Here is a 22,468-nt window from a genome sequence, read left to right on the forward strand (position 1 = left end):
TTTTTATAAAAAGTCCTGATTTAATGTTTGTGTTACTTATAATCTTTATTTTGAAAAGGCATTTAAAACAGCCATCGCTTTATCTGTGTCTTTTTTGTCGACAAAAATATGGTCGTGATAATAAGCAGCAACAACATTACAGCTAATACCATGTTGCGATAAGGCATTAGAAAAAGCAGCAGTTAAGCCAACTGCTTCTAAAGAAGAGTGTACAGTAAGTGTAATCCAAGAGGCTACAAAAGAATAATCTAGATTTAGTGTGTCTGCGACTGACTTTTCTGCAATTATAGTCATACTTTCGTCTTCTTTAAAGGTCATTATAATTTGGTTCAAATTTATATGTTCCAAATGGTCTGTTTTACAAAAAACAAATTCGCCTATATTGTGTTTAGGTTTCATTGATTTTAAAAGGACGTCTAACTTTGTTTCTCCAGTCATTTATTTAATGCTTTTATAATGCTATGGGACAAAAGTCTTAAACATTAAAGAGAAACTATTTAACAAATGATAAAAACGATATTTATTTGATGTTTGCTCTAATTCTGCTTAAGCTAACCTGAGTAATGCCTAAATAGGAAGCGACATGAGATAATTGTACACGTTGTATAATGCTAGGGTGATTTTTAAGCAATGCTAAATACCTTTGGGTAGCCGTATTAAATTGTAGGGCAATAAGTCGCTCTTCGGATTTAATAAGCTCAAACTCTGCAAATTTTCGGCCCCAATTAGCAATTTGGATGTCTTCTAAAAATAGCTTTTGAAGTTGGTCTATTTTTAATTCGTAAAGCTCGCAATCTTCCAATAGTTCGACATCCTCGTACCCTTTTTGATTAGTAACATAACTTTGCATGGATACAATAGGATCGCCTTCTTTTCCTAACCAAAAAGTAATTTGATTCTCTTCTGAATAGGCATACGCTCTGGCTATTCCTTTTTTGATAAAATAAATACTGGTTTCAACAGTATTGGCTTTAAAGAGAAGGTGTCCTTTTGGTAATTTGGTTTCAGTTATATACTTTTTTATTTTATGTTGTGATGTCGCTGATAGTGGATATATCGTATCAATAATTTGGTTTAGTTCCATAAGTATTAGAAATCATTTTGTAAATATTGCGTTTCTAGTCTCAATGTTTTAATTACGCCTGTGTTTTTGTTTAAATCGGCCTTTAAAAACATCGCTTTAAAATGGTCTATTGCTTCAATAAATTCTTGTTTTGTGACATTATTATCGTGTGGCGAAAAATAAAAATGGTAGTCTTTATTGTCTAAATCAATGCTAGGCGCTAGGAGTTGTTTCATGCTTGTACTTCTTTTTCTGTCGACAAGCTCTGTACTAGTCAGTATTATTTTTTCAGAATTAAATACCGTGTCTCTATCTTGTTCCCTATAGTTTGAATATTTAGAGCGACGCTTTTTTTTGATTCTGAGTTCAGTAGCACTCATCTTGTAATCGACAAGCAGGCTATATTTTTTTAGTGATTGTTTAGTAAATACAGAATCATATATTTTAGCTTGAAGTAGTCTTACACGGTTATTATCTAGCACAATATTATAACCTAAACGCTTATCGTTTAAAAGGGTATTTAGCGCTTCTGTTTTTGATTGTGTATTGGAGTAATAAGGCGCATAAGGGTTTACATAGCTGTCTATATTAGGTTTTAAAGTCCCTTTTAGTGCTGTCGTATCGTTGGTGTAAACATAAATAAAGGGATTACTTTTAAGGATGCTGTCATACTTTGCCTTAAAAATGGTAAACACCGCATTATAGTCGCTAGACGCTTTTTTATTGGCTTTTGTTATGGGATCATCACCGTTTAATACTATTGCAAAAAAAGCAATTAAGAGCAGTATACAAATTATTAGGACTGTAGCTACTGGGAGCGTCGAATATTCTTTTTTTATATTTTTTGAATGTGAATCTGTAGATTTCGCATTGTCATTGTCATCAATTACAGCGTCTGAATAGGATGGTTTTGAGGGGGCTAAATCAGAATCGTTAATATGAGGATATAACCGTTTTATTTGTTGTTTTGTAGCGTCACTATAAGGGTTGCTATCAAACCAAACCTCTAATTTTTTTGTGTTTAATCTTGAAAAGGAGGCTGGTAATGTTGTTATTTTATTATAACTAATATCTAAGTTTGTTAATCTAGTAAGCTGACCAATATTGGTTGGTAATTTTTGGATTTCATTTTCACTAACATTAAGGTAGCTTAGCTTTTTTAGATTGCAAATCGATTCAGGGAGGTATTTAATTTTGTTAATTCCAAAATTGATTCTTTCTAAATTAATAAGATTACCAAAACTATCAGGAAAGTACTCAAAGCAATTGGCTTCGGCCCATAATTCTTTTAAATTTTTTAATTTGCCAATAGCGTCAGGTAGTGTTGTTAATTTATTTCCATCTAATGACAGTACTTTTAAAGCGCTTAGCCGTGTTACCACATCTGGTAAGGTTTCTAATTTAAGATCGTAGATTCCAAGATCCTTTAAAGCATACAATTTATCAATCCATTGTGGGAATTCAATTAAAGGGTTAGAACCTATATCAAAATCTTCTAGATTTGAAAGCGTACTAAAGGATTTAGGGATACTTTTAATCTGATTTTCAGAAAGCGATATGGTTTTTAAATATCTCAATTTAAGAAGTTGTTCCGGCGCCACTTTAAACTTATTATTTCTAAGTGTAATGACCTCTAAGTATTTTAATTCTGTAATAAAATCAGGTAACTCTGTAAGTTGATTATTACTTAAATTAAGTGTTTTTAGGTTCCTCTTTTTTAAAATGCTTTTAGGAACCGTTTGTAGTGATTGCCCTGATAGATCTAAAATACTATTGTCTGTTGCTTGGTAAGCCATTGTCATTTGTTAAATCAGAACACAATTATAATCAAGATTGCATTAGTAAACTTCTGGAATGTCTTTTATTTTAAACTTTAATTTTAAAAAAAAAATACGCTTATCTTAAAACTACTGCTTTTAAATAGGTCATGCAAATCGTAAAGTCTTTTGGTTGTTTGGTTAAAAAAATGGGAATTACTTTTGAGGTTGATACGTCGGATTGTCTTTAAAGTTACAGTTCAATATGTTGTTAACGACACTTATGTATTCCATTTTTTGTAAAGCTTAGTAGCCGTTATCCACATGTTGGTGTTCCATTCTGGGTGGTTGTTAGCAGTCTCTAATCGGATGTGTTCACGTAATTCTTGTTGTTTATTTAACAGGGGTAAATCTATTAAAGGTGGTCCTAAATCATGTTTTTTTAATGTCCACTGCCTTGCGTTTGAGCTAAAAGCAGTGTGGTCTATAATCGCTTGTATTTTATTAAAATCAGCTCTAAATTCAAGACCATCATTTTCATTTTGAAAGGTGTCACCTAGTCGTTCAAAAATAACAAACTCTAAAACAGGGCAGCGTTGTAATACTTCTGGTAATAAGTCAAGTAGCACTTCTGGGATGCGACCATCGTGCGTATCTCTTCTAATGGGTTTGGTTAAGTTAGGGGCATGGTCCCAACTACCTCCAGACAAGTGAATCTCTTTAACCAAATGTAAAGGATAAGAGGTGATGATGGTTAACAGGTCTAAATCAAAATTTATGGATTGACAATATATATTATGAAGATCTAGAATTACAAAGCCGTTAATCGGTGCTACTAGTTTTTCAATAAAAGCCCCTTGTTTTAAGATGTCAGAAACGTTGGAAGCTAAAGCTAAATTTTCTATCCCAATATCTAGCTGAACGGTGTTTTGAAGGCGTTTTAAGCGATCTATACCAATTTTAAGGATCGTATCAGATAAATCAAAAGGAAGCGGAAACCCATGATGTGCATTCGCACTGCTCATTACTCCAAAATGTTCAGAAAGGTGATTATAGTTATAGGCTAGTGTCTCTAGTTTTGCTTTTTGTAGCCAGTTGTCTTGATTAGGGCCCCAATTAGCATCCAAAGGCGCATAATAGACGCCATGACCAAGCAGTCGGTTATTATCTCCGTATTCTTTTAATACTAACGGAAGCCATTCTGGTTGGTACTTTTTATCCAATATAGTATCAAAAGACCACTCGATAACTTCTACTTGAGCGCTTTCAAATAAAGGTAGTGCGGCTGCTATAAATTCTGGATTAGGCATTATAGATAAGCCTAATTTAGGTTTGTTTTTTTTCATTATCCCATACCACATGCAGGACAATAGCCCATAGTACGTCTGCTGTTATTTAGATTTTTTAACTCGAGTATTTTTTTTTGTTCCAACGCGGTGGAGTCTGCTGCAACCACTGTTTGAGGTGTGCTAGGTTTGACCGGTTTGTGTTGTTTTATAATAACACTTTTAGTTTGTGTGCTATCTACTTGCGCTGTAACACTAAGCGATGTGGTTATTATACTTGCTAATACGAGGTTTGAAAGTTTCATCTGTTATTTTTTTATTACAAAATTAAGAAAAACGGGGTTTAGATTTTCGACTACCCCCTACCACAAGCGGGGCAATTATCATGCCTTATTTTTGGTTCGAGAGGTGTTGGTAACTGATTAACGGAATCTTTAGAAACCGCGACACGTTCTGTTTTGGGTTTTGTAGTTCCGTTATCTATTGGTGTCACCACATTGCGTTTAGTCGAGTCTTGATGGACAATAGGTTGCTCTGTTTTTGTTTTTTTATTTTCCATACAACCACTAACAGAAGACGCTATAAGGCTGGCTACTACTATATTTGAAAGTTTCATAGGTGATGTGTTTTAATTACAATTGGTAAGCAAGGTTAACCAAATAATGGCTTATCCTACTAGTCGTTTAACAAGTTAACTATTTTTTTTTGAAATAGGGTAGTGGTTGTTTCTTGTTTGTGAGCGTTTATATGAGTGATACGATCCACAAATTCGGTCCAAGTTGGGTGTATTAAGTCGTTTTTATTTATCTGTAAAATTTCGTTTTTGTTAAATCGAAATTCCACATTATTGGGGTAAATTTCTAGGGACGTTATTTCTTTTAGTTTGCGATGTTTATTTTTTCCTAATGCATCAATACCACTGTTATTTATTGTTAGAATTCTTCTTTTTGAAATGGTATATTCAATGAATAAATAAGTAAGAGCTGATAAAAGGAGTAGTCCAGTATAAATTGTCAAATCAAATAAACAGAGTAGTACTACTAATCCAGCAAACCCAATATTCCAAAAGTTAAAATTACTTTTGGATAGTATAATGTGATGTTTGCTTCGCATAAGTTGTTCAAATTTGCGGTAAACTATTATAGAAGTGGTTAGATAAGGTAGGAATAAAATAGCCATTGCTAAATCATGATTTTGGTAGTCGGAAACAACAAGGTAGGCGACCAATAAATAGATAATTTTAAAAATTAAAAGCTTATTAAACTCAATCATTTTTTTAGTGTTTTTGAAAATGGATGGTGTTAAGTATCTGTTGTTAATGAGGCACAACTTCAAGGCTTAAACGAAAAGGGTATAAACCTTTGTAAGATTATATTAATAATAAGCAAACTTCAATTTGGTGAACCGCCGTATACGTTCCTGAGTGCTATTGCTTATAGCAATAGAGGCGAAAGGACTAACGTAGTTGCTTACGTGCGGTGGTGTGAGAGGCGCACTCCGGCTATTTTAGTCGGAGCCGTCTACTCGATTGTAATTAGTTACTTAATTTTAATAAAATATTCTGCAATTCAATAATGTCTTCTCTCACAGCAGGCTCTTTTACAATTTTCAGTGCTTTATTAGAGAATTCAGAGGATACTTTATAATCTTCTTTTTTATAATATGAGTTTGCTAAATTGTAATAAAAATATCCCTTTCTTTCTTGTATGTCTTCAAAATTGAGTCCCTTTTTTAAAACTTCAATTGACTTGTCAAATTTTAAAAGTTTATTGTACGCAGTTCCGAAGTTCATATAGGTCGAAGTATTTGTACTATCAATTTTTAATGATTTTTCGAAATACATAACACATTCATTTAAATTTTTTAAATCTGCTGAAATATCACCTAAAGCATTAAGAATAATATTATTATTTGGTTCAATCTTATTTGCTTTTTGATACAGTTTTTTCGCTTTTTCAAAGTTTCCTTTCACGTATTGGTCAGAAGCTAGGTCAAAAGTGACTGAAGCAATTGAGTCTTTCATCCAACCTTTGTCATATTGATTTTTATAAAATATCGTTGTGTCTTTCGATTGTTTTGAAATAGTCTTTTCAGAATCTGATTTACAATTTAGAAAAGATAAGGTTATCAACGTTATTAGTATATTCTTCATAATGTCTAGTCCTGAAATATGGCTACAGGTTAAAATTGAATTTAAGCTGATAATTTATATTCCATATTAGGTGTTTTATAATCTAAAGATAAATGTAATCTTACTTCGTTGTATAAATTAATTGCATTTTTTGCAGCTCTATGTGCGTGTACCACGTTGTCTAAGGTTTGATCTAGATAGAACTCATCTTTTAAGATGCCTTTTACACGTTCTGCTATGGCGTTTTCGTAACATTGATTTTTTTAGTAAAAGGGCGACCACGAATTAGTAAAATGGGCACTCAAAAACTTAAAAATTTATTATTTAGGTGCCCTTTTAACGCTTGTAAATACAACAAAGCATGTCAAGCAATTTATGAGCGATTATTCGCTAAAGGAAAAAGCAAAAAAACAGCCTTAATAGCGGTTTGTAATAAGCTATTAAAACAGGCATTTGCTATTGCTAAATCAGGGTTAATATTTGATAAAGACTATAAAAGTACGTTAGTGAAAAATTAATGAAATTTTACTTGTTTTTTAACACAGTACTTTGTTTCCTACAGTATTTTATTTTCAATTAACCAGTCATTTAGTTCATTATCAAATTTTTGAAAGTGTTCAGCAAGATTGAAGTCGTTCGAATTTCTCCAACGATTGTTAAAATTCTCAACAATTTTGAACAATGAAGGATTTAATTTTTTTAATTTATTCAGACTTTTTAATGTGCTCTTTCGGTTAGCTGTTTCATTGTCATTAAACAAAGCCATTGAATGTCCGATAAAATCAGTTACAGCGAGTGCTCTTGTTTTTTTTTAATAGAAACATAATTCGTAAAATATAGTAACTCGAATTTGAAAATTTGATTCTGTCTGCAATAAATGAACTTTCCTCAAATCCCATTTCGACAAAATAAGGGAACATTTTTGTATGACAACAATAATTATGAATTCTTGCAAATAGAGCATTCGTTGTCAAAATCTGAAAAGAGTCGGTTCCGTACATACTGTTTAGAAGTTCTCTGTCAGATGACATTCCTTTTGATTCTATATATACGTGTAAAAGTTCGTGCGTAAAAGAAGGGATATCTGGTGTTTTACTTGAGGTGTAAATTTCGATTGGTCTTTTTTCGTTATTTACTCTCCAAGAAATTTCATTTTCGGAATATATAAGTTTGAAATCAAATTGAGATTTTAATTCATTCCAAAGTTCAATGTTCTGATTATTTATATTTTCCTCAAGTGTCATTGGCGATATTGTAGGCAACGGTTACGTATAAGAATAGTGCGGTTTTGTGTGCGAGGATTTTCCGAAGGAAAATCAGACGTAACAAAATAGCACTGTTCTTCGATTAAGCACTAAACTACGCATTATTTTATACGATGTTGGGCATAGTTTTTTAGAAAGGTAAATCATCTTCTGGTCTTTTCTCTACAAAATTTTCAAGTTCTTTTTTAAAATCAGAATCTTTCTCCTTTCCGTAATATTTTGAAACCCAATCGTAAATTATTCTATTTCCATCATCCAATTCTTTTTTCAGAACATCTTTAAATGAAGTCAAAAACAAATCATCTTCTAAACTATCAATATGATAACCGAAAAAATCAATTACAAATCTCTGTTTTTCTTCGTACCGTGAATCTAAAGAATTATAAATTTTGTCAGCAACTAAGTTTCTTAATAATGATACTTTAATAATAGAGGTAAACCACGAAGCATAAACTCCAGCTTCATTTGTTATTCCGTGATAATCCTTTTCAGCATCTGGAATTAGTTGTATTAATTTATTTTCAGCTCTTAACCTTGAATCTTCATCTATTTTTGTCCATTGCGATTCGAATAACGCAATACATCTAATTACTGTTTTTAATGAATCCGTAAATCTTAATTCTTCCGAGACCAATTTCAAGATCTCAACATTTTCTTCTTCGCTTAATAAATCTTTTAATGCTTCCCAAATGAGTTTAATAATAGCTACTTTACCGTTTTCTTTTTGTCTAAATATTTCTATTGCTATTTCGAATATTTTGTTTTTTGGGATGTCTTTTATTAATAAATTTGCATATTGTTTCGTTTGAACAAAATCATTGTCAAAAACTCTCTTCAAGAAAAGTTCAGTTGTGAATTTTCCTTTTGATTTATCGATTAATTTTAAAAGGTGATTAATAAAAATTATTATTTCAAATGCATCTTGTTCACTATCGTTAATTTTTGAATGACTTCTTGGGTTTCTATAAGCTGAATAAATTCCACGTAAGATACTTTCAATACCCTTTTGGATATTCTTTTCAGATTCAGTTTTTAATTTATTTAACCTAATTTTTGGATTGGTTCCGCCAAGTGCTCCACCAATTAATTGATTTCCATCGTTGTCTAATCCAGATTTTTCTCGAATTATATCTCCAATGAATTGAATGGAATCAAGTATGGCTGTTTTATAATCCTCCGAATTATAACTTCTTTTTATAAACTCCCAAAGACGTTCTTCAATATGTTGTTTTATGTGTTCCATTTAGATGTCTTTAATTATGCCTAACTCGTTATATAATTACTTTTATTCCTGATATCCCGTAAATAGGACAGGTTATGGTTACTTTTTATTCCTAATATCCCGTAATGCGGTATTACACAAACCTACAACTATTCTTATAGTTGTGAAATACGTATAATTACGTATGTTTTTTACAAAGCCAAGTTACAACAGTTGTTATAATCTAGTTTACGGTTTTCCGTAAAGGCTTAAAAAAAAAAGGATTTTAGTTGTGAGATTATACCGTGGGTTGTTAGGACAATGTTGTTTATGTGTAGTGTTTTGAGAGGCGCACTCCGACTATATTAGTCGGAGTCGTTTACTCGATTGCACGGTGTTTATTTCATTTTTGATGTAAATATATTCCTAATTGTATCTAATTCCTTTTTGTATTTCAAATCTGTTCTTGATGCAAAATATAAGGTGTTTTCCGTTTTTACTTTTCCTTCCCAAACTAAATTTATTTCGTTTCTTAAAATTTGTTCTTGACATAAAAAATCTGGAACTAATGCAAGTCCGTTTCCATTGTTTAAACATCTAATAATAGAAGTAATATTTGGTAAAATATAGTTGGGTTTAAAAGCAGGTTTCTTATTAAAATTTTCAAACCAAAAACGTCTAAAATGTTCCATTTCGTTTGATGAACTATACCAAACATTTTGAAGTAGTTCGTCCTCTAAATTACTTAAATTATTCGATTTAATGTGGTTTTGTATTTTAGTTGTATCTGTTTTGTTTCCTGCTATTAAAACGATTCTTTCTTTTGAAAACTGAATATACTCAACTAATGATTTTTTTTCATTCTGTTTTTTAGGTGTTATTACTAAATCTAAAATACCATTGTTTAGGTCTTTTATTAAATCTGTATGAGCTCCAAATCTAGCTACTAGGTCAAAGTCTAATTTGGGGATTTCAGGCTCAATAATTAGTTGGAACATTTCTGAACACATTCCAATGTTTAGAGATGGATTTTTTTCTTGAGTTGTTTTTTTAAAATGCTGTTCTGCAACTTCAAGTTTTTTTAAAGATTCAATAATATATTCGTATAAAAATTTCCCATCCTCTGTTGGAATCATTTTTCTCGAAGTACGTTCAAATAGTTTTTTACCAACATAAGATTCTAAGGCATTTAAGTGTACACTAACTCCAGACTGTGACGCATATAAAGCAATAGAAGCTTTAGTTAAAGTTCCGTTTTCATATATTTCTTTAAATGTTCTGTACCATTCTAAATTCACCATAACTATTAAAATATTGATACAAAGGTATGATTTGTATTATTTTTACAATAATAAATATTGCTTTAATTTTGCCTCAAATAAAATAAGATACAAATGAAAAATATATTTATAATTAATGGAAGTCATCCATTTGCGCATTCTGGTGGAAAATTTAACGAAACACTTTTCAATAATACTATTTCCTATTTTGATACGCTTGAAGAATTTGAAGTGAAGTTTACTCAAGTAGGTGAAAATTATAACGTAAAAGAAGAGGTTGAAAAATTTAAGTGGGCAGATATAGTGATTTATCATACTCCAATTTGGTGGTTCCAAATCCCTTTTGGATTTAAAAAATATATAGATGAAGTTTTTACGGAAGGTCATCAAAATGGAATTTATGCAAGTGATGGAAGAAGTAGGAAAAATCCAAACATCAATTATGGGACCGGTGGTTTAATGCTCGGAAAAAAATATATATTGACTACAAGTTGGAATGCACCTAAAGCCGCATTTACTTTAGAAAATGAATTTTTTAATCAAAAAAGTGTAGATGAAGGTGTTATGTTTGGGTTTCACAGAATGAATGCTTTTACAGGAATGGAATTATTAGCAACACACCATTTTCACGATATGGAAAAAAATGCTGATGTTCCTTTTGAATTGAATAATTACAGTACTTTTTTAAATGATTTAATAATTAATTTGTAATTATCTGGTTTTGTTGCGTAATGCAGTACAACGGAATTGTATAAGATTAGTCAATACAAGAGTTTAAAGTTTTATTTTAGAATGTTATGTGTGCCTATGTCCTTGGAAGGAGGTTTGCTATTGCTACCTCATTTTTAAGTATTTGTTGTTCTGTTGGAATAGAATTTTGAAGGACTTGTTTTATGGAAAGGAACGCTGTAGTATAGTATAAATAATAGACCTTCCAAATATAAAATAGAATTTGAAAGGTATTATGTGGTGTCTGATGTAATGATTTTTATAAATGTTTAATTTTTTTCCAAAAACCATTTAGTAATAAATCCAATTAGAAATGTTATTAAAGCAATTAACCATCTAAATCTAATGTCCCAATTTCCTAATCGTAGATTTTCTTTCTGAAGCCTTAAATTATCATATTCCAAAAGTTCTTTTTCTTTAAGAAACTCTGATTTAGAATTTATTTCCAATTCTATTTTTTCAAATCCACCATTTAATAAGAAATCATCTATTAACCCACTATATTGAACAGGAAGACTAGAGGTGGTTTCTTTATAAACTCTCATTAATTCCTCGTCGTAAGCTATTATCTCTTTTAACAGTCGTTTAATTTGGTCTGTATTCAGTTCAGGCAGAAGTGATTTTTTCAAATCTCTTTGGTCAAAATGACGTTCTCTGTTTTCGGATAAGAAATTTAATATTTTGTCTTTACTGTTCTTCATTCAAAATGGCTTACAACTCGTTATATAATTACTTTTATTCCGGATATCCCGTAAATAGGATAGGGTATGGTTACTTTTTCTTTATAATATCGCGTAATGCGTTAGTACACAAACCTACAACTATTCTTTTTGTTGTGAAATACGTAGAACTACGTATATTTTTTACAAAGCCAAGTTACAACAGTTGCTATAATCTAGTTTACGGTTTTCCGTAAAGGCTTAAAAAAAAATAGGGTTATAGTTGTGAGATTGCGTGGTCATTTGTTGTTGCCATGCCGTTTTATTGGAGACTTGTTATACGCGCTTATGGTTTTTTTGATAGGCGTTAGATAGTATGTGTTAAGCTAAGTTTTATTTGCTTTTATGTGTGCAGTCATCGTTTTGGTACTACATAAATAACAGTGTGATTTGGTTTTTAATAAATGCTGGATTTTTGTACAATTATAAGAATTATGCAACAAAAAAACCACCCAGAATTGGATGGTTTTTAAATGAAGAGGATATTAAAACGCTATTACGCTATGGTAACAATCAAATCGTTTTGTTTTACCATTTGCCCTTCTTTTAGTGTTACTGACTTTATTTTTCCAGATTTAAAGGCAACGACTGTCGTCTCCATTTTCATAGCTTCAATTATAAATAAAGGATCGTTTTCTTGTACTTCTTGTCCTTTTTTAACTAAAACCTTATATAAGGAGCCTTGTAAAGGGGCACCGATTTGGTTATCATCGGTGGTATCTACTTTGCTATTTTTTTCAATTTTAATGTTTAAAGATTTGTCTAATACGTCTACAAAACGGTTTTCTCCATTAACCTTAAAAAAGATAGTTCGCATCCCTTCTTCATTAGGGATTCCGATGGATAATAACTTAATAATTACTGTTTTTCCTGGTTCTAACTCGATTAGCGTTTCTTCACGCAGTGTCATCCCGTAAAAAAAGTTTTTAGTAGGCACTAAAGCTAAATTACCATAGGTTTTATAATTTTCATGTGCTTGTTCAAATACTTTAGGGTATAAGGTGTACGATAAAAAGTCTTCCATCTCTATAGCACGCGTAAAGCCTTTTTGGAATTTCTTTTTGAAGGCGTTGTATTCTAAATCAAAATCTATGGGCTCTAGATGTGCGTTTGGCCTGTTGGTATAGGGTTTGCGGTTTTTAAGAATAATTTTTTGAAGCTTTTTAGGGAAACCGCCTACGGGTTGTCCTAAATCTCCAACAAAGAAGCTTATTACAGAGTCCGGGAACGAAATCTCCTCGCCACGTTCCATAACATCTTCTGTGGTTAGGTTATTGGTTACCATGAAAATAGCCATATCTCCGACTACTTTAGAGCTTGGTGTTACTTTTATTAAATTCCCAAATAGTTTGTTGACTTCGGCATACATTTTTTTAACCTCATCAAAACGATCCGCTAATCCTAAAGCAGTGGCTTGGGGACGTAAGTTACTGTATTGTCCACCTGGAATTTCATGTTCAAAAACCTCAGCCGTTCCTGCTTTTAAGCCTGATTCAAATGGATAATACAATTCGCGAGTGTCTTCCCAAAAGTTAGAAAACTGATTTAGTTTAGGCATATCAAAAGCGTGTGCTCTTGGTTGGCCTTTCATCATCTCTACAGTGGCATTAAAGTTTGGTTGCGACGTTAATCCAGATAAACCACTTAATGCCACATCAACCACATCAACGCCGGCTTCAATAGCTTTTAAATAGGTTGCAGTTTGCAATGATGAGGTATCGTGTGTATGTAAATGTATGGGCACCTTTACGGTGTCTTTTAAAGCAGCCACCAGTTCTGTTGCGGCGTATGGTTTTAATAAACCTGCCATGTCTTTTATAGCAATCATATGTGCCCCAGCATTTTCTAAGTCTTTAGCTAGCTGTGTATAATATTTTAGATTGTATTTTGTTTCGTTTACATCTAATATATCCCCTGTATAACTTAAGGCGGCTTCTGCAATTCCACCTGTTTTGTTACGCACATAACTAATACTTGGTTCCATTGCTTTTACCCAGTTTAAAGAATCGAATATTCTGAAAATATCAACACCATTCTCCCACGATTTTTCAACAAATTTCTCGATCAAATTATCTGGATATGCTTTATATCCCACACCGTTAGAACCACGTAGTAACATTTGGAATAATATGTTTGGTACTGCTTTACGCAATTCTCTTAAACGGGTCCAAGGACTTTCGTGCAAGAAACGTAAGCAAACATCAAAGGTGGCACCACCCCAAACTTCCATACTAAAGGTGTTTGGATGGTTTTTTGCAAAACTTTCTGCAACTTTAAGCATGTCAAACGTTCGCATTCTTGTCGCTAATAACGATTGATGCGCATCACGCATGGTGGTGTCCGTAAAATGAATCTTTTTCTCGTCTTTTAACCAGGCGCAAAATTGTTCTGGACCTAGCTCTGTCAGTAAATCTTTTGTTCCTTTTGGATAGGGATCTGCTAAACTAAACTTTGGTACTTTAGGGGTTCTGAAGACTTTATTGTCGTCAATATTTTTGACATCAGAATTTCCGTTAACGATAACTTCTGCTAAAAACTTAACCACCTTAGAGGTTCTATCCTGTGGTAATTTTATTTTGAATAGTGCAGGGGTGTTCTGAATAAAATTAACCGTGACCTTCCCATTTTTAAAAGTGGGATGTTGAATAACATTTTGCAAAAAGTGAATGTTTGTTTTAACGCCTCTAATCCTAAATTCTTTTAAAGCACGAACCATTTTACGTGTGGCCCCATCTAACGTTCTTCCATGAGACGATACTTTGACTAACATCGAGTCAAAAAACGGACTGACTTGATACCCTTGGTAAATACTTCCAGCATCTAAACGAATCCCCATTCCTGAGGCACTTCTATAGGTCGTTACATTACCATAGTCTGGTGTGAAGTTGTTTTCTGGGTCTTCTGTGGTTAGTCTGCATTGTAAAGCAAACCCGTAGGTTGCTAATGTCTCTTGGCCATATATTTTAATTTGCTCACTAGATAATTTATAACCTCCAGCAATAAATATTTGTGTTTTTACAAGGTCTATACCTGTCACCATTTCGGTAACCGTATGTTCTACTTGTATTCTTGGGTTGACTTCAATAAAATAAATATTGTCTTCTTGATCTACTAAAAACTCTACAGTACCAATATTGTTATAGCTTACTTTGGTTGCTATCGCGACTGCATATTTGTAAAGGGCTTTTTTTACTTTGGTAGATACATTAAAAGAGGGCGCAATTTCTACTACTTTTTGATGACGACGTTGCACGGAGCAATCTCTTTCAAATAAATGGCGAATGTTACCATGTCTGTCCGCTACAATTTGAACTTCAATATGTTTAGGGTTTTCGACATATTTTTCTAAAAACATGGTGTCATCGCCAAAGGCGTTTAATGACTCATTACGAGCCGAGTCAAAGTTGGTTTCTAAATCCTCGGCAGATCTAATAATACGCATGCCGCGTCCACCACCACCAGAAGCCGCTTTTAGCATTAAAGGATACCCAATACTTTCGGCTTGAGATATTGCCACTTTTAAAGAGGTGAGTGCTTTGGTGTTACTTTCGATAATAGGTACTTGACATTGTGCGGCTATTTTTTTAGCAGTGATTTTGTCGCCTAAAGCATCCATCACTTCTGGATCTGGTCCAATAAAAATGATATCATTTTTAGCACATCGTCTAGCAAACTCTGAGTTTTCTGATAAAAATCCGTAACCTGGATGTATTGCATCGACCTGTTTAGATTTTGCCAAATCTATAATGCCATCCATATCTAAATATGGTTTTAAAGGCTGGTTATTCTCGCCAATTTGATAGGACTCATCAGCTTTATTTCTGTGTTGGGAGTAGCGGTCTTCGTAAGTGTAAATGGCGACTGTAGCAATGTTTAACTCCGTACAAGCCCGTAAGACTCTAATAGCAATTTCACCTCTATTAGCAACAAGGATTTTTTTGATTTTCATTTTATAGTGTGTGTTAGTGTGTGTTGTTTTTATGTCAAAGTTATTTTACGATTTTGGCAGACTGTTGTAAAAACTATTTAAAAGGATAGTGCTACGGCGTCTAAATTGTAAAGGTCATTAAAGTTAAAAAGAGTCGATATCACTTTTTAATGCGTATTTGATACGCTTTAAAATTAATGAAAGGCCTACTTTTTTAGCCTACAGGCTATAAGATAATTTTTATTTGTGAAAAATACAATGCATGCATAGTATTTTTTGTTTAAAGAGTATAAACGGCAACTATTGGGGGCAAGGTGCATTTTTTATTCAGGATGTGCATTTGTCCTCATTAATAGTGTCAGTCTTTTTACAAAATAATATTGTTTTTATTAAAAGCCTTAGTAAAGATGCTATTGGAAGGATATTGTAACCAAATTAGGCTGCACTGATTGACAAAATACTGATTATAACCTCGTCTGGTCTACATTGGATAAAGCTAGGTATAACTTCTCAAATTCGATAGGTTTCCAAAGGACATCTGCAAATAAATCAGAATGTGTTTTATTATTTTTAGTGGTCATAACATCTGCTGTGATCGCAAATATTGGCGTGGTACTATTTAAATTGTCTTTTTTGACAATTAACTTGGTGGCGTCAATACCATTCATTTCCGGCATATGTAAGTCCATCAAAATAAAGTCATACTTTGTCTTTTTTGAATAGTCTACCGCAACTTTACCATTAATAGCATGGTCTGTTTTGACACCCCATTTAGATAATACCTTTGTAATAAGAATGGCATTCATCATAGTGTCTTCGACTAATAGTATCACTTTGTCTTTTAATAAATGTAATTCAGGTTTGATTTTACTAATAATTGGCGCTGCTTTTTCTAACTTTATGTAGAAGAAAAACTCAGAACCTTCTTTTAATTTGCTTTTTACTTGTATTTCGCTATTATGTAATTTGACTAATTTTTTAACAATAGCTAATCCTAATCCAGTGCCACCTTGTTTTCTGGTCATTACTGGTTTTATTTGCGCAAAACTATTAAATATTTCGGCTAAATCTTTTTTAGAAATACCTTCTCCAGTGTCTACAATACTAATTAAAATGGTATCGTGCTTTGGGGTTTGCTTCTCTAATGTTAGATTAAAGGAGATGCTTCCTTTTTGAGTGAATTTAATAGCGTTTCCAATAAGATTGCTAATTATCTGAGTAAACTTAGTTTGGTCTACAAGGTAATTTTGGGGTATTGGAATGTTGTTATTTAAGGTCAGTTTTAAGCCTTTAGAGTGCGCTAAATTGATATGTAAGTTTGTAATGTTATTACAAAAGGTATTAAAAGGGGTGTTATCAAGCTCTAATGCCGTTTTTTTAGAGTCTAATTTAGAGAAATCTAAAACGTCATTGACAATATTAATTAAGTTATTAGAGGCAAATTCCAGACTGTTTAATAGCTTTTTGTTTTCTCCGAAGACTTGGTCTTCCAAAATGGAAATAATAGTGGTCATGGCATTTAATGGCGTCCGTATCTCATGACTCATAACCGATAAAAATTCTTGCTTTAATTTGACAGCTTTTAAGTCGTCTTGATTTTTTTTATCGATGCTTTTTTGTTTCTCCTTTTGAAGTAAAGCGTCGTTTTCTAATTCGTTAGTTTTATTAATCAAGTTATAGTTTTCCATAACTTGTTGTGTTTGGGTATTCATCATGACTTCCTTTTCTCCTAGGTATAACTCTAGATATTTAAAGGCTTTAGTGATTTGATTTCCTTTTTTGTAAATAAGATATAATTGATGGTAACCTTTTAGTTTTGTTATCGAAATATTGTAAGAAGTAGAGAGGCTTAAGCCTTTAATTATTGTTAATTCTGCTTTTTTTAGGTCGCCTACTTTATAGTGTAGTTTACCTAATTTATTGTAGGCCATACAGGCGCCTGTTATTTCGACGACTTTATTGTAAGTTGCAATGGCTGCTAAAAAATCTGCTTCAGCGTTTTTGTTATCACCCAAAGCAAAATGTATTTTACCTCGTCCATACAATGCAAACCCGTATCCTCTAGTATCTCCAGATTGTTTTTTTAATGTAATAGAGTGCGCTATCATACGTAGAGCACATCTGGTTTTATTCTTTTTTAGTAATAAACCAGATAGATTATTGTAGACATTAGATTCTAGATTTATACAACCTACTTTTCTAGCATTTTTTATAGCGTCTTTGTAAGATTTAAACGCATTGGACTGATCGCCAATATACTCGTAAGCAGTACCAATTGCTTTTCCTACTTTGGATTGATTTCTATAATCGCCACGCTTTTTGTAAATACGCATAGCTTCAATCAAATAAATTAAACCTTGGTGATAGTTATCGGTTTTGTAATGTATACTACCGATGGTGTATTTGGAATCTGCAACACCATTTTGGTCGCCAATGGACTTAAAAATAGACAGTGCTTCTTTGGCATACTTACTAGCGTCGTTATAATCGCTAATAATCATGGCATACAATCCTAATTGATTTAAGCTACGGGCTATTACGGATTTGTTGTCAAGGTCTCTGCCAATTTGTAAGGCGGCTTTGGCAAGTAAGATACTCTCTTGTAAATCTAATGAGCGCTGCGCATAAGCTTTTGTAAGTAACACATTAGCTTTTTCTATGTTTTCAGGAGGCGTATCAGACATTTACTAAAAGTAAGTTTATTATGTGAAGTTAGCAAAAATAATAAAAGCTTTTAAGAATTAGTACGCTATGATTTTTTTAATCTATTGACTTACATTAAATAAAAAAAACCACCTCTAGAGGTGGTTTTTTAATTTCCGCGAAAGCGGTATAGTATTGTTTAAAGCGGTTATTTTTATATTCTTCGCTTGTGCTTAGACTACTAACCCTTTAACTATAAACTACTTTAATAAAGCATAACTACGTTTGATAAAGTCTGATAATTCTTTTCCTTTTAAAAGCCCTTGAGATAAACGTGCTAAATCTAAACTTTGCGTAATTAAATCTGCTTGTTTGTCCTTAGCTTCAGTATTTAAAATCTCGTTAACAAGCTCAGAGTTTGTATTAACCACAAGGTTATACATTTCTGGCATGTTACCAAACATTTGCATACCACCGCCACCACCAGACGCTTGCATCTCTTTCATACGACGCATAAATTCTGGTTGTGTAATCATAAATGGTGTCGCATTACTGTCCATAGGCTCTAATTGTACCATGAATTTATCAGAAGGCACCACTTCTTTCAATAACTCGTCTAACGTTTTTGTTTGCGCCTCGTCTAATTTAGAAATTGTAGTTTCGTCCTTAGCAATTAACTTGTCAATAGAATCTGCATCTACACGAGAAAAAGTAATGTTTTCTTTAGTCGATTCTAATTTTTGCATTAAATGCGAAATAATAGGACTATCTAACAATAGCACTTCATAACCTTTATCTTTTGCAGCTTCCACATAACTGTGTTGCGCTTCTTGGTTACTAGTATAAAGGATAACTAATTTACCATCCTTATCGGTTTGTTTTGCTTTGATAGCGTTTAATAACTCCTCGTAAGTGTAGTATTTGTTATCTACCGTTGGGTATAATGCAAAGGCATCTGCTTTATCGAAGAATTTGTCTTCAGATAACATACCATATTCGATAACAATTTTAATGTCATTCCACTTCGCTTCAAACTCTTCACGATTGTTGTTGAATAACGATTTTAATTTGTCTGCAACTTTACGAGAGATGTAAGATGATATTTTTTTAACAGCACCATCCGCTTGTAAATAACTACGAGATACGTTTAATGGGATGTCTGGACTGTCAATCACACCACGTAACATCGTTAAAAATTCTGGTACAATCCCTTCTACATTATCTGTAACGTATACTTGGTTTTGGTACAATTGGATTTTATCCTTTTGCATCGCCATATCCTGAGACATCTTAGGGAAGTATAAAATACCTGTAAGATTAAATGGATAATCTACATTTAAGTGAATGTGGAATAATGGATCTTCGTGTTGTGCAGGGTATAACTCTCTGTAAAAGTTAGTATAATCTTCATCCGTTAAATCTGCTGGTTGTTTAGTCCAAGCTGGTGTAGGATTATTAATAATATTATCTACAGTGATTTTTTTCTGAGGCTCAGTCGTTTCTTTACCTTCAGCATCTTTTGTTGTTGCTGGAGTATGCTCAGGATCGTTTATTTCTTTAGTTCCAAATTTGATTGGAATAGGCATAAACTTGTTGTACTTATACAATAAGCTGCTGATACGTGCTTCTTCTAAAAACTCAAGAGAATCTTCAGCGATGTGCAAGATAATCTCTGTTCCTCTATCTGTTTTGTCAGCGTCTTCTAAAGTGAATTCTGGAGAACCATCACAGGTCCAATGTGCTCCTTTTGTACCTTCTTTATGAGATTTAGTAATAATTTCTACTTTCTCGGCAACCATAAAGGCAGAGTAAAACCCTAAACCAAAGTGTCCGATAATTCCAGAATCTTTAGCACTGTCCTTATACTTGTCTAAAAACTCTTCCGCTCCAGAAAAGGCAACTTGATTGATATACTTTTCAACCTCGTCTGCCGTCATCCCTAAACCTTGATCGATAATATGAAGTTTTTTACCTTCTTTATCAATTTTAACCTCGATTATTGGATTTCCGTATTCGGCTTTAGATTCGCCAATAGTCGTTAAATGCTTTAATTTTAATGTTGCATCTGTACCATTACTTATCAGCTCACGTAAAAATATTTCGTGATCACTATACAAGAATTTTTTAATTAATGGGAAAATGTTTTCTACTGAAACATTAATACTTCCTTTTGCCATGATGTTATTTATTTTTTAAATTCCGCTTAAGCGAAAATCTTTTATTAATTTCTGAATAGTTAATAGTCAACAAAAATGCCAATTGCTTAAATATGACAAGATGACACTTGTAAATTAGTTTAAAGTATTATGCACGCATAACGAATAAAATATAATTGTGAAATCATTATTGATGAAAGCATTAAATTGCCATACTATTTTTTTTAAATTGAAAAGAATAGATAGATCTAATAAAAATATAATTTAATGTACAATTCGAAAATTATTGGTTTAGGTAAATATCTACCTGACAACGTGGTCACAAATGAGGATTTATCTAAAATGATGGATACTAACGATGAGTGGATTACAGAACGTACCGGGATAAAAGAAAGACGTTGGGTAGAGAAAGACTCTGGAGATACAACCGCTACAATGGGTGTTAAAGCTGCTAAACAAGCGATAGAACGTTCTGGAATAGATAAAGATGATATAGACTTTATCATTTTTGCAACCTTAAGTCCTGATATGTATTTTCCTGGTCCAGGTGTGCAAGTGCAACATGCTTTAGATATTAAAACAGTGGGTGCTTTGGATGTACGTAACCAATGTTCTGGTTTTGTATATGCGTTATCTGTTGCCGATAATTTTATAAAAACGGGTATGTATAAAAACATATTGGTTATTGGTAGTGAGCTGCATTCTCATGGATTAGATAAAACGACAAGAGGACGTGGTGTAACCGTTATTTTTGGAGATGGTGCAGGAGCAGCAGTATTAACACGTGAAGAAGATAATAGTAAAGGTATATTATCAACGCATTTGCATAGTCAAGGTGAACATGCTGAAGAGTTAGTTTTAGTAGCTCCAGGAATGGGGAAACGTTGGGTGAGTGATATCCTTGCAGATAACGATCCAAATGACGAAAGTTACTTCCCACACATGAATGGGCAGTTTGTATTTAAAAATGCAGTCGTCCGTTTTAGTGAAGTGATTATGGAAGGTTTAGCAAAAAACAATTTAGAAAAGGAAAACATTGATATGTTGATTCCGCATCAAGCTAATTTACGTATTGCACAATTTATACAAAAGCGTTTTGGATTAAGTGATGACCAAGTGTTTAATAATATTATGAAATATGGTAATACAACTGCTGCCTCTATTCCAATAGCTTTATGTGAAGCCTGGGAAGAAGGTAAAATCAAAACAGGTGATAATGTTGTATTAGCTGCGTTTGGGAGTGGATTTACTTGGGGAAGTGTCATTATTAAATGGTAATTTAATACCTGCGCAGGCAAGGAGTCTTAAAAAAAACAACTATATCTAAAGATTACTAGGTCCTAAGGGCGTTGCAATGACATAAAAAAAAGCCAGAAACATATGTTATGTTTCTGGCTTTTTCAATTAACTAACTACTTAAACTTAACTATATAAATCTCTTTCTTGTTTTTTGTTGTGAAGACTAATTCAAATAAAAATAATAAAACTGATTTACTGTCTTGTTACTATTAAGACGCATAAAAATGTTTTTTATTACGCTGATAATCAATATTTAACGTCTTTTTAACAATATTAAGCCTTAAACAAAAAATGGTGTTAAAAAACAACTCCCCAAAGCTGATCAGGCTTTTTTTTGTTTAGTAACTAACTTAAATACTAACCATTACCTGTTTGTTAGGTATTAAATAACCGATAGATGGTAGTGTTTATACTATTACATAAATCCTCGACTGGATTTAATACTATTATCAAATATGGTAATATAAACACTGCTTTTGTATCAATAGCATTATGTGTAACCTGGTAAGAAGGTAAAATCAAAACGGGTGATAATGTTGTAATAGTTCTGTTTGGGAGTGGATTTACTTGGGGAAGTGTCATTATTAAATGGTAATTTAATACCTGCGCAGGCAAGGAGTCTTAAATAATAAAACAACTATATAAAGATTGCTAGGGCCTAGAGCCTTGCAATGACAAAAAAAGCCAGAAACATATGTTATGTCTCTGGCTTTTTAACTAACTACTTAAACTTAACTATATAAATCTTTCTTTGTGTTTTTGTTGTGAAGACTAATTCAAATAAAAATAATAAAACTGATTTACTGTCTTGTTACTATTAAGACGCATAAAAGTGTTTTTTATTACGTTGACTATTAGTATTTAACGTGTTTTTAACAGTGTTAAGGCCTTAAACAAAAAATGGTGTTAAAAAAACAAAACCCCAAAGCTGATCAGGCTTTGGGGTTTTTATCTAGCAACTAACTTAAACACTAACCATTAACTGTTTGTTAGCTACTAAATAACCTCTAG

General features: G+C 32.5%; 17 protein-coding genes and 2 pseudogenes. 4 read left to right on the forward strand and 15 right to left on the reverse strand.

All coding sequences use genetic code 11. The features are described from left to right. Positions 1 to 45: 45 nt before the first annotated feature. The 9 genes and pseudogenes from H0I26_RS08080 to H0I26_RS19910 all read right to left on the reverse strand — a co-directional run. Positions 46 to 438: an ACT domain-containing protein gene (locus H0I26_RS08080; RefSeq protein WP_218701768.1), complete on the reverse strand. Its 393-nt coding sequence runs from the start codon at positions 436 to 438 to the stop codon at positions 46 to 48. Between the two features lie 82 nt (positions 439 to 520). Continuing rightward, positions 521 to 1,084 (reverse strand): Crp/Fnr family transcriptional regulator, encoded by a 564-nt coding sequence (locus H0I26_RS08085; protein WP_218701769.1) that lies wholly within the window; start codon positions 1,082 to 1,084, stop codon positions 521 to 523. A 5-nt stretch (positions 1,085 to 1,089) separates the two neighbouring features. Then, on the reverse strand, positions 1,090 to 2,859 hold the full coding sequence (locus H0I26_RS08090; protein ID WP_218701770.1) for a leucine-rich repeat domain-containing protein: 1,770 nt from the start codon (positions 2,857 to 2,859) through the stop codon (positions 1,090 to 1,092). Between the two features lie 242 nt (positions 2,860 to 3,101). Then, positions 3,102 to 4,166: a DUF692 family multinuclear iron-containing protein gene (locus H0I26_RS08095; protein ID WP_218701771.1), complete on the reverse strand. Its 1,065-nt coding sequence runs from the start codon at positions 4,164 to 4,166 to the stop codon at positions 3,102 to 3,104. Further along, a complete protein-coding gene (locus H0I26_RS08100) occupies positions 4,166 to 4,411 on the reverse strand; it encodes a hypothetical protein (RefSeq protein ID WP_218701772.1) in 246 nt (81 codons plus the stop codon). Before H0I26_RS08100 ends, H0I26_RS08095 begins: the two co-directional genes overlap by 1 nt. 50 nt (positions 4,412 to 4,461) lie before the next feature. Continuing rightward, on the reverse strand, positions 4,462 to 4,722 hold the full coding sequence (locus H0I26_RS08105) for a hypothetical protein (RefSeq protein ID WP_218701773.1): 261 nt from the start codon (positions 4,720 to 4,722) through the stop codon (positions 4,462 to 4,464). A 59-nt stretch (positions 4,723 to 4,781) separates the two neighbouring features. After that, positions 4,782 to 5,378 (reverse strand): hypothetical protein, encoded by a 597-nt coding sequence (locus H0I26_RS08110; protein ID WP_218701774.1) that lies wholly within the window; start codon positions 5,376 to 5,378, stop codon positions 4,782 to 4,784. Positions 5,379 to 5,640: 262 nt separating this feature from the next. Next, positions 5,641 to 6,258, reverse strand: a complete 618-nt coding sequence (locus H0I26_RS08115) for a tetratricopeptide repeat protein (protein WP_218701775.1) — start codon at positions 6,256 to 6,258, stop codon at positions 5,641 to 5,643. A gap of 41 nt (positions 6,259 to 6,299) precedes the next feature. Next, positions 6,300 to 6,482, reverse strand: a pseudogene (locus tag H0I26_RS19910) (integrase core domain-containing protein); the annotation flags it as partial. 21 nt (positions 6,483 to 6,503) lie between these two features. On the opposite strand from H0I26_RS19910, the pseudogene H0I26_RS08125 reads away from it, so the two are divergent. Further along, positions 6,504 to 6,755, forward strand: a pseudogene (locus tag H0I26_RS08125) (IS110 family transposase); the annotation flags it as partial. An 877-nt stretch (positions 6,756 to 7,632) separates the two neighbouring features. On the opposite strand, the gene H0I26_RS08130 reads toward H0I26_RS08125, so the two are convergent. Next, entirely contained in the window at positions 7,633 to 8,745 is a 1,113-nt protein-coding gene (locus H0I26_RS08130; protein ID WP_218701776.1) for a TIGR02391 family protein, read from the reverse strand. 356 nt (positions 8,746 to 9,101) lie between these two features. Further along, the gene (locus H0I26_RS08135) at positions 9,102 to 10,004 is read right to left on the reverse strand and encodes a LysR family transcriptional regulator (RefSeq protein ID WP_218701777.1); all 903 of its coding nucleotides are present in this window, start codon (positions 10,002 to 10,004) and stop codon (positions 9,102 to 9,104) included. Positions 10,005 to 10,097: 93 nt separating this feature from the next. Here H0I26_RS08135 and H0I26_RS08140 point away from each other — a divergent pair, with 93 nt between their 5' ends. Beyond that, positions 10,098 to 10,694, forward strand: coding sequence for an NAD(P)H-dependent oxidoreductase (locus H0I26_RS08140; protein WP_218701778.1), 597 nt, complete (start codon positions 10,098 to 10,100; stop codon positions 10,692 to 10,694). Between the two features lie 287 nt (positions 10,695 to 10,981). On the opposite strand, the gene H0I26_RS08145 is transcribed toward H0I26_RS08140, so the two are convergent. The 4 genes from H0I26_RS08145 to htpG all read right to left on the reverse strand — a co-directional run bounded on the left by H0I26_RS08145 (position 10,982) and on the right by htpG (position 20,179). Next, positions 10,982 to 11,413 carry a hypothetical protein gene (locus tag H0I26_RS08145; RefSeq protein WP_218701779.1) on the reverse strand — a complete coding sequence of 144 codons (432 nt, stop codon included), beginning with the start codon at positions 11,411 to 11,413 and terminating at the stop codon, positions 10,982 to 10,984. A 514-nt stretch (positions 11,414 to 11,927) separates the two neighbouring features. Further along, positions 11,928 to 15,380 carry a pyruvate carboxylase gene (locus H0I26_RS08150; RefSeq protein WP_218701780.1) on the reverse strand — a complete coding sequence of 1,151 codons (3,453 nt, stop codon included), beginning with the start codon at positions 15,378 to 15,380 and terminating at the stop codon, positions 11,928 to 11,930. Between the two features lie 443 nt (positions 15,381 to 15,823). Beyond that, positions 15,824 to 18,043 (reverse strand): ATP-binding protein, encoded by a 2,220-nt coding sequence (locus H0I26_RS08155; RefSeq protein ID WP_218701781.1) that lies wholly within the window; start codon positions 18,041 to 18,043, stop codon positions 15,824 to 15,826. Between the two features lie 219 nt (positions 18,044 to 18,262). Continuing rightward, positions 18,263 to 20,179 (reverse strand): molecular chaperone HtpG, encoded by a 1,917-nt coding sequence (gene htpG / locus H0I26_RS08160; RefSeq protein ID WP_218701782.1) that lies wholly within the window; start codon positions 20,177 to 20,179, stop codon positions 18,263 to 18,265. Between the two features lie 246 nt (positions 20,180 to 20,425). Here htpG and H0I26_RS08165 point away from each other — a divergent pair, with 246 nt between their 5' ends. Together H0I26_RS08165 and H0I26_RS19915 are read left to right on the forward strand one after the other, a co-directional pair. Beyond that, entirely contained in the window at positions 20,426 to 21,436 is a 1,011-nt protein-coding gene (locus tag H0I26_RS08165; RefSeq protein ID WP_218701783.1) for a 3-oxoacyl-ACP synthase III family protein, read from the forward strand. A 538-nt stretch (positions 21,437 to 21,974) separates the two neighbouring features. Beyond that, complete coding sequence (locus H0I26_RS19915) at positions 21,975 to 22,052, forward strand: 3-oxoacyl-[acyl-carrier-protein] synthase III C-terminal domain-containing protein (RefSeq protein WP_411268249.1); 78 nt, start codon at positions 21,975 to 21,977, stop codon at positions 22,050 to 22,052. Positions 22,053 to 22,468 lie beyond the last annotated feature (416 nt).

Origin of the sequence: Olleya sp. HaHaR_3_96 (assembly GCF_019278545.1) — a bacterium.
Lineage (GTDB): Bacteria > Bacteroidota > Bacteroidia > Flavobacteriales > Flavobacteriaceae > Olleya.